Annotated in this window: 13 protein-coding genes; 5 read left to right on the forward strand and 8 right to left on the reverse strand. The window is 59.2% G+C overall.

From position 1 onward, the window contains the following. The 4 genes from ilvD to KDX39_RS09195 all read right to left on the reverse strand — a co-directional run bounded on the left by ilvD (position 1) and on the right by KDX39_RS09195 (position 4,762). Positions 1 to 1,848: a dihydroxy-acid dehydratase gene (gene ilvD / locus KDX39_RS09180; protein WP_210073452.1), complete on the reverse strand. Its 1,848-nt coding sequence runs from the start codon at positions 1,846 to 1,848 to the stop codon at positions 1 to 3. A 338-nt stretch (positions 1,849 to 2,186) separates the two neighbouring features. After that, positions 2,187 to 2,702, reverse strand: coding sequence for a dermonecrotic toxin domain-containing protein (locus tag KDX39_RS09185; protein ID WP_231660107.1), 516 nt, complete (start codon positions 2,700 to 2,702; stop codon positions 2,187 to 2,189). Positions 2,703 to 2,944: 242 nt separating this feature from the next. Next, the gene (locus tag KDX39_RS09190) at positions 2,945 to 4,141 is read right to left on the reverse strand and encodes a class I SAM-dependent rRNA methyltransferase (RefSeq protein ID WP_184321930.1); all 1,197 of its coding nucleotides are present in this window, start codon (positions 4,139 to 4,141) and stop codon (positions 2,945 to 2,947) included. Positions 4,142 to 4,222: 81 nt separating this feature from the next. Next, positions 4,223 to 4,762 (reverse strand): type 1 glutamine amidotransferase domain-containing protein, encoded by a 540-nt coding sequence (locus KDX39_RS09195; RefSeq protein WP_231660108.1) that lies wholly within the window; start codon positions 4,760 to 4,762, stop codon positions 4,223 to 4,225. 236 nt (positions 4,763 to 4,998) lie between these two features. On the opposite strand from KDX39_RS09195, the gene KDX39_RS09200 reads away from it, so the two are divergent. The 3 genes from KDX39_RS09200 to KDX39_RS09210 all read left to right on the forward strand — a co-directional run bounded on the left by KDX39_RS09200 (position 4,999) and on the right by KDX39_RS09210 (position 7,109). Further along, entirely contained in the window at positions 4,999 to 5,811 is an 813-nt protein-coding gene (locus KDX39_RS09200) for an HDOD domain-containing protein (RefSeq protein WP_231660212.1), read from the forward strand. Positions 5,812 to 5,856: 45 nt separating this feature from the next. After that, on the forward strand, positions 5,857 to 6,669 hold the full coding sequence (gene mutM / locus KDX39_RS09205) for a bifunctional DNA-formamidopyrimidine glycosylase/DNA-(apurinic or apyrimidinic site) lyase (RefSeq protein WP_099229402.1): 813 nt from the start codon (positions 5,857 to 5,859) through the stop codon (positions 6,667 to 6,669). Positions 6,670 to 6,770: 101 nt separating this feature from the next. Continuing rightward, positions 6,771 to 7,109 (forward strand): hypothetical protein, encoded by a 339-nt coding sequence (locus KDX39_RS09210; RefSeq protein ID WP_024684716.1) that lies wholly within the window; start codon positions 6,771 to 6,773, stop codon positions 7,107 to 7,109. A 10-nt stretch (positions 7,110 to 7,119) separates the two neighbouring features. On the opposite strand, the gene KDX39_RS09215 is transcribed toward KDX39_RS09210, so the two are convergent. The 3 genes from KDX39_RS09215 to KDX39_RS09225 form a co-directional block, all read right to left on the reverse strand. Next, positions 7,120 to 7,374, reverse strand: a complete 255-nt coding sequence (locus KDX39_RS09215) for a YfhL family 4Fe-4S dicluster ferredoxin (protein WP_004884423.1) — start codon at positions 7,372 to 7,374, stop codon at positions 7,120 to 7,122. A gap of 101 nt (positions 7,375 to 7,475) precedes the next feature. Further along, positions 7,476 to 7,955: a pantetheine-phosphate adenylyltransferase gene (coaD, locus tag KDX39_RS09220; protein ID WP_024684715.1), complete on the reverse strand. Its 480-nt coding sequence runs from the start codon at positions 7,953 to 7,955 to the stop codon at positions 7,476 to 7,478. 157 nt (positions 7,956 to 8,112) lie between these two features. After that, positions 8,113 to 9,540, reverse strand: coding sequence for a coniferyl aldehyde dehydrogenase (locus tag KDX39_RS09225; RefSeq protein ID WP_231660109.1), 1,428 nt, complete (start codon positions 9,538 to 9,540; stop codon positions 8,113 to 8,115). A 163-nt stretch (positions 9,541 to 9,703) separates the two neighbouring features. On the opposite strand from KDX39_RS09225, the gene KDX39_RS09230 reads away from it, so the two are divergent. Together KDX39_RS09230 and KDX39_RS09235 are read left to right on the forward strand one after the other, a co-directional pair. Beyond that, positions 9,704 to 10,366 (forward strand): TetR/AcrR family transcriptional regulator, encoded by a 663-nt coding sequence (locus KDX39_RS09230; protein ID WP_231660110.1) that lies wholly within the window; start codon positions 9,704 to 9,706, stop codon positions 10,364 to 10,366. A gap of 49 nt (positions 10,367 to 10,415) precedes the next feature. Beyond that, complete coding sequence (locus tag KDX39_RS09235; RefSeq protein WP_231660111.1) at positions 10,416 to 11,231, forward strand: sulfurtransferase; 816 nt, start codon at positions 10,416 to 10,418, stop codon at positions 11,229 to 11,231. A gap of 49 nt (positions 11,232 to 11,280) precedes the next feature. Here KDX39_RS09235 and KDX39_RS09240 read toward each other — a convergent pair whose 3' ends face one another. Then, the gene (locus KDX39_RS09240; protein ID WP_099229406.1) at positions 11,281 to 12,315 is read right to left on the reverse strand and encodes a hydrolase; all 1,035 of its coding nucleotides are present in this window, start codon (positions 12,313 to 12,315) and stop codon (positions 11,281 to 11,283) included. Between the last annotated feature and the right edge of the window lie 7 nt (positions 12,316 to 12,322).

Here is a 12,322-nt window from a genome sequence, read left to right on the forward strand (position 1 = left end):
TTACGGTACCAGTTTGTCCAGCAATGCCTTGTCACGTACAGCGCCCTTGTCAGCACTGGTCGCCAGCAGGGCGTAGGCCTTGAGGGCGGTGGTCACCTTGCGAGGCCGTGATTCAACCGGCTTCCAGCCTTTCTTGTCCTGCTCGGCACGGCGCTCGGCCATTTCAGTGTCGTCGATCAACAGGTTGATCGAGCGGTTCGGAATGTCGATCAGCACCTTGTCGCCATCGCGCACCAGACCGATTGCGCCGCCAGCAGCGGCTTCAGGCGATGCATGGCCGATGGAAAGGCCCGAGGTGCCGCCCGAGAAGCGACCATCGGTGAGCAGCGCACAATCCTTGCCCAGCCCTTTGGATTTCAGGTACGACGTCGGGTAGAGCATTTCCTGCATGCCCGGACCGCCTTTCGGGCCTTCATAGCGGATGATCACGATGTCGCCAGCTTTAACTTCGTCAGCCAGGATCCCGCGCACGGCGCTGTCCTGGCTTTCGAAGATCTTGGCGTTGCCTTCGAACACGTGGATCGACTCATCGACGCCTGCGGTTTTAACCACGCAGCCATCCAGCGCGATGTTGCCGTACAGCACGGCCAGGCCGCCCTCCTGCGAGTAGGCGTGCTCGACGCTGCGGATGCAGCCGTTTTCACGATCGTCATCCAGGCTGTCCCAGCGGGTCGACTGGCTGAACGCGGTCTGCGTCGGGATGCCGGCAGGGCCAGCCTTGAAGAAGGTGTGAACCGCTTCATCGGTGGTCTGGGTGATGTCCCACTTGGCGATGCCTTCGGCCAGGGTCTTGCTGTGGACGGTCGGCAGGTCGGTGTGCAGCAGGCCGCCGCGGGCCAGTTCGCCGAGGATGCTGAAAATGCCGCCTGCGCGGTGAACGTCTTCCATGTGGTACTTCTGGATGTTCGGGGCGACCTTGCAGAGTTGCGGCACCTTGCGAGACAGGCGGTCGATGTGGCGCAGGTCGAAGTCGATCTCGGCTTCCTGAGCGGCGGCCAGCAAGTGCAGGATGGTGTTGGTCGAGCCGCCCATGGCGATATCCAGCGTCATGGCGTTCTCGAACGCCTTGAAGTTGGCGATGTTGCGCGGCAGCACCGAGTCATCATTGTGGGTGTAGTACTGTCGGCACAGGTCGACGATGGTGCGGCCCGCCTGCAGGAACAGTTGCTCACGGTCACTGTGAGTGGCGAGCGCCGAACCATTGCCCGGCAAGGCCAGGCCCAGTGCTTCGGTCAGGCAGTTCATGGAGTTGGCGGTGAACATGCCCGAGCACGAACCGCATGTTGGACAGGCGCTGCGTTCGTACTCGGCGACTTTTTCATCGCTGGCTGTCGAATCGGCGGCGATCACCATGGCATCGACCAGATCCAGCCCGTGACTGGCCAGCTTGGTCTTGCCCGCTTCCATCGGCCCGCCGGACACGAAAATCACCGGGATGTTGAGGCGCAATGAGGCCATCAGCATGCCGGGTGTGATCTTGTCGCAGTTGGAGATGCAGACGATGGCGTCCGCACAGTGGGCGTTGACCATGTATTCCACAGAGTCGGCAATGATCTCGCGGCTCGGCAGCGAATACAGCATGCCGTCATGGCCCATGGCGATGCCATCGTCTACCGCAATGGTATTGAATTCCTTGGCCACACCACCGGCGCGTTCGACTTCGCGAGCCACCAGTTGACCCATGTCTTTCAGGTGCACATGGCCCGGTACGAACTGGGTGAACGAGTTGGCGATGGCGATGATCGGTTTCTTGAAATCTTCGTCCTTCATGCCCGTTGCGCGCCAAAGGGCACGGGCGCCGGCCATGTTGCGGCCGTGGGTGGACGTTTTCGAGCGGTAATCAGGCATTGGAGCACTCCGGCAAAATAAGGCTGATCAGGAAGGGAGTGAGCTTCTATTGACGTCGCTTGCAAGCGGCAGTGACCGGATGCAGCGAAGAAACCGAAAACCACGGGATCACCGTGTACTCGGCCTGAGCTCATAAACCCGCCGGGGATGACTGGCGATGAATACGGCCGATTCTACACCGCTGATGGGCCGGGGGACACATTGCGCACAGGTAATGCGGCACTGTGGTGCTTTGGCAGGCTCATGCACGACGAATGAAATATTGAGGGGGGGCGAAACGGTATGACGGAAGTCGCCGACAGGGCCCTGTCGGCGACGGGTTTATCGTGCGTGACCGGTTAGCGCCTCACGATGGCCTGGATCTGATGCAGATACGTTTCGCCGCTCACAGGCTGGAGCATTATGGCCTCAGGTCTCCACGAAGAAGGCAGGCGAGTGATTTCTTCGAAGTAATCGGCGACGAGATGGCGTTGATCTTCCTGCACCAGGTCGAGCATGTATTCCAGTCCGCCGGGTTTACCCAGAAACTGAACCAGTATGTTCGCGGTGCGTACCCAGTCGTGGTTTTCATGAAAAATGCGATTGGTGGGTGCCGCAGGTTGTTCGGGGACATAAAGGATGTGCTGGCCGGACGGGCCGCGAATCACGAACAGGCGTGAAAGGTTGATGCCACCGTGCTGAGGCATGAGGAACTGGCCGATGGTGATGCCATCGTCATCGGAGGCCGCTGGCGCGTCGACGACATGGTGAATCAGGTCGGCACCCTCTTCGGAAAGCAGGCCTTTGGACAGCTGGTCGGCCGCCATCTTTTTCAGGTCATCGCGAATGTAGTCAACATAGGTAGGGTCGATCATGATTTAAATCCATTTAAATTAAACAAAGTCCATTTTGAGTCGTCCCTTGCTTCGCGATCACGTGGGTGTTCGCTTGCAGGACGATGACAATTTATCAGCGAGAAAAAGCGCAGAGCGATATTTAATTATCGCCTGTGAATGTGGGTGTTTCGAGATATGTTCAGGTAAGGCGGCGCCAGGCCGAAGTGGATCGCAGGGGAGGTCGTGGATCGGACCAGCGTGTCGCTGGCCCGATCACGCGATCAGCTGTTGGGCAGCAACCGGCAGGTAATGCTCTTGATGTAACGTGTTTCGGCAATGGCTGGATGGACCGGATGATCGGGACCCTGACCGCCACGTTCCAGCAACTGGATGTTGCGGTCCAGGTGGCGGGCGCTGGTCAGCAGGATGTTTTGCAGGTCATCTTCAGGCAGGTGCATCGAGCACGAGGCGCTGACCAGAATACCGTCCTTGGTAAGCAGGCGCATGGCCTGCTCGTTCAGGCGGCGGTAGGCGCCTTCGCCGTTTTTCATGTCTTTCTTGCGCTTAATGAACGCAGGCGGATCGGCAACGATCACGTCGAAGCGCTCTTCACCCGCCTTCAGCTCTTTCAGGGCTTCGAACACGTCACCTTCGATGCAGGTCAGCTTTTCGGCAAAACCGTTCAACGCTGCGTTGCGTTCCACACCATCGAGGGCGAAGGACGAGGCGTCGACGCAGGTCACGTCGCTGGCGCCGAAGGCGGCGGCCTGAATCCCCCAGCCGCCGATGTAGCTGTACAGGTCCAGCACGCGTTTGCCTTTGACGTACGGGGCCAGACGCGCACGGTTCATGCGGTGGTCGTAGAACCAGCCGGTCTTCTGGCCTGCCATGACCGGCGCTTCGAACTGCACACCGTTTTCTTCCAGCGCCACCCACTCGGGAACCAGACCGAAAACGGTTTCGACATAACGATTCAGGCCTTCGGCATCGCGGGCGGCCGAGTCGTTCTTGAACAGGATGCCGCTTGGCTTGAGCACCTGGACCAGTGCGGCAATCACGTCGTCCTTATGGTGCTCCATGGTGGCCGAAGCCAGTTGCACGACGAGGATGTCACCGAAACGATCCACCACCAGGCCCGGCAGCAAGTCGGAGTCACCGTAGACAAGGCGATAGAAGGGCTTGTCGAACAGGCGATCACGCAGCGACAGAGCCACGTTCAAGCGATGGACCAGAAGGGATTTGTCCAGCGGCAACTTGACGTCGCGCGACAGCAGGCGGGCGCAGATCAAATTGTTGGGGCTCATGGCGACGATGCCCAACGGCTTGCCGCCAGCGGCTTCGAGAATGGCTTGATCGCCAGCCGCAAAGCCGTGAAGAGGGGTGGCGGCTACATCGATTTCATTGCTGTAGACCCACAGATGGCCGGCGCGCAGGCGACGGTCGGCGTTGGCTTTGAGGCGCAAGCTAGGCAGGGACATGACGTCGCTCCGGAAAAAAGAGCGGGATTATAGCGCGTCATCCCGGCTGCGCGCCGGGATGACAAGAATTAACACGTTCGCTTATGCCGACAGCGCTTCAATCAACTTGTTGTTGAACGCCGGAATATCATCGGGCTGGCGGCTGCTTATCAGCGTGCCGTCGGTAACCACTTCCTGATCGACCCAGTTGGCGCCGGCATTGACCAGGTCATCTTTCAGCGTCTTGAAGCTGGTCATGGTCTTGCCCTTGACCAGTCCAGCGGAGATCAGCAGCCAGCCGCCGTGACAGATGACTGCCAGTGGCTTGCCGGATGCGCTGGCATCCTTGACGAGTTGCTGAGCATCGCTGTCCAGACGGATGGTGTCGGAGTTCTGCACGCCGCCAGGCAGGACGATGCCGTCATAGCTGCTCGCGTTGGCGGACTTGAACGTGCCGTCCACAGCAAAGTCGTCAGCAGGCTTGTCGTGATTCCAGCCTTTGACATTACCGTCCTGGCTGGAAAGGATTTCTACTTTGGCACCCGCCTGCTCCAGAGCTTCCCTGGGGCCGGTCAGTTCGACCTGCTCGAAACCATCGGTTACAAGAATTGCGATGCGTTTGCCATTCAGTGCGTTGGACATGGGGTCCTCCAGTCTTTTGCGTAGGGATGGCGCATTACTGGCCTTTGTGGGGCCGAGCCTGCGTCGGTTATACAGAGTCCGAAGCTGTCGCCAAGCCAAAGTTCCGAGAAATGAGCAACGAAGGTGATGGACCGTTGCCTGATGAGGGGGCAGAATCCCATCACGCCTTCGAGTAAATACCTATGCCTCCAGAGCTAACACCCGAGCAGATCCAGCAAGCGTTGCAGGGCATCAGCGTGCCCCCGCAGCCGCAGATCATGGTGGACCTGCAGATGGAACAGTACATGCCCGACCCCGACCTGGGCGTGATCGCACGGCTGATTGGCCAGGACCCCGGCCTGTCCGGGGCGCTGCTGAAGATCGTCAACTCGCCTCATTACGGCCTGTCCAACAAGATCGCCTCGATCCAGAAGGCCGTGAATCTGCTGGGCAGTCGCACCGTCATCAACCTGATCAACGCCCAATCGATCAAGGGTGAGATGAGCGATGAAACCATCGTGACCCTTAACCGTTTCTGGGATACCGCTCAGGACGTGGCGATGACCAGTCTGACGCTGGCCAAGCGCATCGGCTCGCAGGCGGTGGATGAGTCCTATGCGTTGGGGCTGTTTCATGACTGCGGCATTCCACTGATGATCAAGCGTTTTCCGGACTACATGAGTGTGCTTGAAAGCGCCTACGCCAATGCGGGGCCGGAATGCCGTGTGGTGGATACCGAAAACGAGGCGTTCGACACCAATCATTCGGTGGTCGGTTATTACACCGCCAAGTCGTGGCGATTGCCGGATCATGTCACCGAAGCCATTGCCAATCATCACAATGCCCTGGCGATCTTTCAGGACGACTCCAGTCGCAATGCGGCACTCAAGAACCTGCTGGCCCCGCTGAAGATGGCTGAGCACATCTGTCAGTCCTATCGTGTGCTGGGCAATCAGGACGAGGATCACGAGTGGGAAAGCATCGGTGCGCTGGTGCTGGACTACGTTGGCCTGTCCGAGTACGACTTTGAATACTTGAGGGAAAGCATCCGCGAACTGGGCGCTCACTGATTCCGCTCATCGCCCGTTTTCCCTCTCTGCACGACCGAGTTATCCATGCCTGAATTACCTGAAGTCGAAACCACCCGACGCGGCATTGCGCCCCATCTCGAAGGGCAGCGCGTCAGCCGCGTGATCGTGCGTGACAGCCGTCTGCGCTGGCCGATTCCTGAAGACCTCGATATCCGCCTTTCCGGGCAACGCATCGTCCAGGTCAATCGCCGCGCCAAATACCTGCTGATTCAGGCTGAGGTCGGCACCTTGATCAGCCACCTCGGCATGTCAGGCAATTTGCGCCTGGTCGAAGCCGGTCTGCCTGCGCTCAAGCATGAACACGTGGACATCGAACTGGAGTCGGGTCTCGCCCTGCGCTACACCGATCCACGGCGTTTCGGTGCCATGCTCTGGAGTCTGGATCCGCATGCCCATGAACTGCTGATTCGCCTGGGGCCCGAGCCACTTACGGATCTGTTCGATGGCGAACGTCTCTATGAGCGTTCCCGGGGCAAGTCGATTGCCGTCAAGCCATTCATCATGGACAACGCGGTGGTGGTTGGCGTGGGCAATATCTACGCGACCGAAGCCCTGTTTGCGGCCGGAATCGATCCGCGCCGTGAGGCGAAAAGTATTTCCCGGGCGCGTTATCTCAAGCTCGCCATCGAGATCAAACGCATCCTGGCCTATGCCATCGAGCGGGGAGGCACCACGCTGCGTGATTTCATCGGCGGTGACGGCAAACCGGGCTATTTTCAGCAGGAATTGTTCGTGTACGGACGTGCCGATCAGCCGTGCAAGGTCTGCGGCTCGACATTGCGTGAAATCAAGCTGGGGCAACGTGCAAGTGTGTATTGCCCCAAGTGTCAGCGCTGAGAACAGGGCAGGGTCTTGAAACATCAAGGCCCCTTGCTTAACCCTCATCGCTGTTTATAGTGATGGGCAAAACCTCAACGCCACGCCTGAAGGACCACGCTATGAGCCCGTTTCGCATTCTTGCTGCCACGTTGGCGCTGCTCTTCGGCCTGCAGGCCGTGCCCGCCATTGCAGCGGATATTCCCGCAGGCAGCGGCAATCCCGTTTACACCATTCAGAATCCACCCGTGTTCGCCATGGTGGGTGATCTGCTGATCGCGCGCCCCTTGTTGATTGCTGCCACCGTGATCGGCACAGGACTGTTCGTCATCGCAGCTCCGTTTGCGGCGGCGGGCGGCAATTTCAAAGCGACCGCCAAGGCGCTGGTAGTCGACCCTGGCAAGTCGGCTTTCGTGCGTTGTCTGGGGTGTACGGGCGACGGTTACGGCAAGCAGGAATAACGACAGCGAACTAGACCACCTTGCTGGTGATGATCCGGTACTTGTCCATCAGTTGTTCCTTGCTCTCGACGTGATTTTCATCCAGCGGGATGCAATCCACAGGGCAGACCTGCTGGCATTGTGGTTCGTCGTAGTGGCCCACGCATTCGGTGCACAGGTTCGGATTGATCACGTAGATCTCCTCGCCTTGTGAAATCGCCTCGTTCGGGCACTCGGGTTCGCAGACGTCGCAGTTGATGCAATCGTCGGTGATGATAAGGGACATGAAATGCTCCAGCCGCGGCCGACGCCGAGGCATATAGAAACCAATGCGGCGAATTGTGCCGCATTAGTCCTCGGGTTGCACCTGCACGTTCCAGCCTTGTGCTATCGCTTGAAGCGCTCGGTCAGCGCCTGTGCGACTGCAGGATGCACGAACTTGGTGATATCGCCGCCCAACGCCGCGATTTCACGCACCAACGTCGAGGAAATGAACGAGTAGCGCTCGGACGGAGTGAGGAACAGGCTTTCGACGTCCGGGGCCAGCTGGCGATTCATGTTGGCCAGTTGAAACTCGTACTCGAAGTCCGACACGGCGCGCAGCCCACGCAGAAACACATTGGCACCCTGTTCCTTGGCGAAGTGCGCCAGTAGCGTGGAGAAACCCACGACTTCGACGTTAGGCAAGTGTTTGGTGACCTCGCGAGCCAGTTCGACGCGTTGTTCCAGAGGAAACAGCGGGTTTTTCTTGGGGCTGGCGGCAACGGCAATGACCACTTGGTCGAACAGGCGCGAGGCGCGCTCGACCAGATCTCCATGGCCCTTGGTAATAGGGTCGAAGGTGCCTGGGTACAACACTCGGTTCATCGCGTCGTCCTGGTCGGAGTCCGTTGTGGGACTCGGATGGTATCGCAGCCTACCCGATGGGCCAAGCCACGCAGCGGGCATCAAAGGGCGTATTACGCCGATAATCGGCCATCTTCGGTCCAAAAAGCCCTGTTTACAGGCGTGCAGTGCGTTTTGATCAATGCAAAAAGAGTTTATAAACCCAGCGTTGAATCGCACGTCCGTATGGCGGATAAATCAGCCGTGCTGCGTTGAAGCGCTGCTTGATGAACACTGCCTTGGCCTGGCTGAACGTGATGAAGCCCTCGCGCCCATGATAATTGCCCATGCCTGACGGGCCGACGCCGCCAAAGGGCAAGTCGTCCTGAGCGGCGTGCATCAAGGTGTCGTTGAGGCAAGCGCCCCCGGAATGAGTGCGTTCCAGCACCTGTTGCTGTTCTGCCTTGTTGTAGCCGAAGTAATAAAGCGCCAGCGGGCGAGGGCGTCGATTGATGTAGGCGTAGGCGTCTTCGATTTTTCGGTACGGCACGACAGGCAGCAGGGGGCCGAAAATCTCGTCCTGCATGACCAGCATGTCGTCACTGACATTCAACAGCACGCTGAACGGCATGCGTCTGTCCTGGCCCTGTTCATAAAAGGAGATAAGGGTTGCGCCTTTGCTGGCAGCGTCATCCTTGTAGCGAGTCAGTCGAGTGAACTGGCGGTCGTTGATGATCGCGGTGTAGTCCGGGTTATCGATCAGTGTGGGATAAAAGCGTTTGACTGCCTGCCGGTAGGCGTCGACGAATCCGTTCAGACGGTCCTCTGGCACCAGTACGTAATCGGGGGCGATGCAGGTCTGCCCCGCATTGAGTGTCTTGCCGAAGGCGATGCGCTCTGCAGCGTCTTCAAGCGGTACGTCATGGGAAACGATAGCAGGCGACTTGCCGCCCAATTCCAGCGTGACCGGTGTCAGGTTTTCGGCTGCGGCCCGCATCACGTGTCTGCCAACGCTGGTCGCGCCGGTAAACAGCAGGTGATTGAATGGCAGGCGCGAAAACGCCATGCCGACCTCGGCTTCGCCCTGCACGATGGTGACCAGATCTTCTGGAAATATACGGCCGAACAGGCGCTTGAGCAGTTCGCCTGTGGCGGGTGTCGACTCGCTCAATTTCAGCATCACCCGGTTGCCTGCCGCCAGCGCTCCGGTCAAAGGGCCGATGGCGAGGAACAGGGGGTAATTCCAGGGCACGATCACCCCGATCACGCCCAGCGGTTGGTAGACGACCTTGGCCGAGGCCGGTTGAAACGCCAGGCCTACGCGGCGGTGCGAGGGTTTCATCCAGCGTTTCAGCTGCCTGCGCGCATCGCGGATCCCCAGCAGGCTGGGCAGCAACTCGGCCAGCAACGTTTCATCGGCGCTGCGGTGGCCGAAGTCCTGATCGATGGCTTTGATCAGCTCCTGTCGATGGATGCTTACCATCGTTTCCAGGTGTTTGAGCCATTGCAGGCGCTGTCCCAGAGGCGGCATCGGATTGGCCGCGAAGGCTGCCTGCTGTGCCGAGAAGGCTGCGGTCATGGCCTGAAGCACATGGTCATTCTGATGAATAGTGTGTTCCGCCGGCATGGTCTCTTCCGATGAGTCGTTAACGGGTTTTTAGAGTCATTACTCTATAAAGTCAACATTCGCCTGAGCGATATCCGGCAATCAGACCGCGTGATGTTCGCCGATGATGCGCTTGCGCTACTATCGGCAACATCTCATCAGTACTCGAGCGGTTCAGGCAAGCATGGCACCACGCACTAAAACCCGTGAGCGTATCGTTCAGGTCAGCCTCGAGCTGTTCAATCAGCAAGGCGAACGTAACGTGACGACCAATCACATTGCGGCCCACATGGAAATCTCTCCGGGCAATCTCTATTACCACTTCCCCAACAAGCAGGCGATCATCGCCGAATTGTTCGGTCAGTACGAAGCGTTGGTAAAAAGTTTTCTGATGCCCACTCAGGATCGCCTGCCAAGCATTGAAGACAAGCGTGATTATTTTCTGGCGATACTCGACGGCATGTGGCGCTACCGTTTTCTGCATCGTGATCTGGAGCATTTGCTGGGTGCCGATCCGGAGTTGGCAGCGCGCTATCGATTGTTTTCCCAGCGTTGTCTGGTTCAGGCGATGGCCATCTATCGAGGTTTCATCGATGCAGGCATTCTGCAGATGGATGAATCGCAGATTGAGTGGACCAGCCTCAATACCTGGATCGTGCTGACGTCGTGGGTGCGCTTTCTGTGCACGGCTCGGGAAAACTCCGAGCACTTGAACGAAGAAGCCATTCGACGCGGTGTCTATCAGGTGCTTATGCTTGAGTCAGGCTTTATCGCGCCGCAGGCCCGCGAGGCGTTCGATGCGTTGTGTCAGGCGTTTCATGCGCCGTTGCACAAGGTGCTGGTTTGAGCGAGCGGCGAAGTGCCTGATTATCCGGTTTCTGTCACAGGAGTTTGTCATGTCCATCGCGCAACTGATTGGCCCTGAACAACTGGCGGTTCGTCAGCAAACGCCGGGGCTGGTGATTCTCGATTGCAGGTTCGCTCTGGAAGACCCTGATTACGGGCAGCGCAGTTATGCGCAGGGTCACATCGACGGTGCCCGGTTTGCAGACTTGAACCGTGACCTCAGCGGTCCGGTCGTGAAAGACAGGACAGGCCGCCATCCGCTGCCGGACCCTGCCACGCTGGTGGAAAGGCTCCGGACATGGGGCATCCGCAATGACAGCGATATCGCGCTCTACGACGACGGGCCCGGCATGTACGCCGCTCGCGCGTGGTGGCTGTTGGCATGGCTGGGCAAACGCGAAGGTGTGTACCTGCTGGACGGCGGCCTCAAGGCCTGGCATGCGGCGGGTCTGCCGCTTAGCCTGGATGCGCCGCGCGGCGAAACGGGCGATTTCACGGGTGAGCCGGACATGTCGCTGGTGCTCAGTGCCAGCCGTTTGCAAGGCCGTCTGGGCCGCCCTGAAATGACCCTGATCGATGCCCGTGCCGAAGCCCGTTTTCGCGGAGAAGTCGAGCCCATCGACCCGATTGCCGGGCATATTCCCGGTGCGCAGTGCGCAGCTTTCAATGAGAACCTTGGGCCTGACGGACGTTTTCTGCCGCCCGATCAGCTCAAGCAGCGATTTGCCGAGCAGCTTCAAGGGCGACCTGCGCAAAGTCTGGTTTCATACTGCGGATCGGGTGTCACCGCCTGTCATAACCTGTTCGCGCTGTGCCTGGCCGGTTATCCACTGGGGACGCTGTATGCCGGTTCGTGGAGCGACTAGATCACCGATCCGACGCGTGAAATCGCAACAGGCGCAGGTTGATTCGGCGTCAGCTCAGGTAAGGGTTATCCCGTTCGTGGGCGATGCTTAGCCACAGTGGAATGCGTCGCTCCAGGTAATAGCCCGGATTGCGCAGCGAGCCCTCGACGAACCCGACATGTCCTCCCTTGGCTTGCAGTTCGAACTCCGTGCAGGGTGAAAGCTCCTCTGGCTCGGGCAGGCTGTGCGGGAAGACGAAGGGGTCGTCCGCTGACTGGATGATCAACGTTGGCGTCTGAATCTGGCCCAGGTAATAGCGGCTCGAGGCTTTGCGGTAATAATCCTGGGCATCGGTAAAGCCGTGCAGTGGCGCTGTCACTCGGCCATCGAAGTCCCAGAAGGTGCGCATGTTTTCCAGAGAGCCCAACGCTGCCAGTTCCGCCAGGCCTTCGCTGAGACCTTCGTTCTGGAAGCGGTTCTGCTTGTCGCGGATGTAGGCCAGCATCTCACGCATGAAGTGCCGCTGATAAACCTTGGAGAACCCCTGTCCGATCCGGTTGGCGCACTCATCCAGCCGAAACGGTACCGAGACCGCTACTGCGCCGAGCAACTCACTGTTCGCGCCGGATTCACCCAGGTACTTGAGCAGCACATTGCCACCCAGCGAATAGCCCACGGCATAGAGCGGCGCCAGAGGGCGCAGTGATCTGAGGTGCGCGATCACTTCGGCCAGGTCTTCGCTTGCGCCGGAATGGTAACTGCGCGACAGCAGGTTCGGCTCGCCGGAGCAGCCGCGCCAGTTCAACGCCACACTTGCCCAACCCTGCGTCGCGAGCGCTTTCTGCAGGCCGGCTACATAAGGTGAGTTCGATGAACCTGTCAGGCCATGCAGCACCAGCACCAGCGGCGCATCGACCTGATGCGGCCCATGCCAGTCCATGTCGAGAAAGTCCCCGTCCTGCAGCCACATCCGTTCACGCGTGCGCGCCAGCAACGTCCGCTTGCGCCACAGCGGCCCCCACAGTGTTTGCAGATGCGGATTGCCCAGGCCGGACGCTGGTGTGAACGGGGTGACATGGAACAGAGAAGTGGGGCTGGTAGGCACAGTCTTG

The sequence above is a fragment of the Pseudomonas sp. CDFA 610 genome (assembly GCF_021147865.1).
GTDB lineage: Bacteria > Pseudomonadota > Gammaproteobacteria > Pseudomonadales > Pseudomonadaceae > Aquipseudomonas > Aquipseudomonas alliivorans.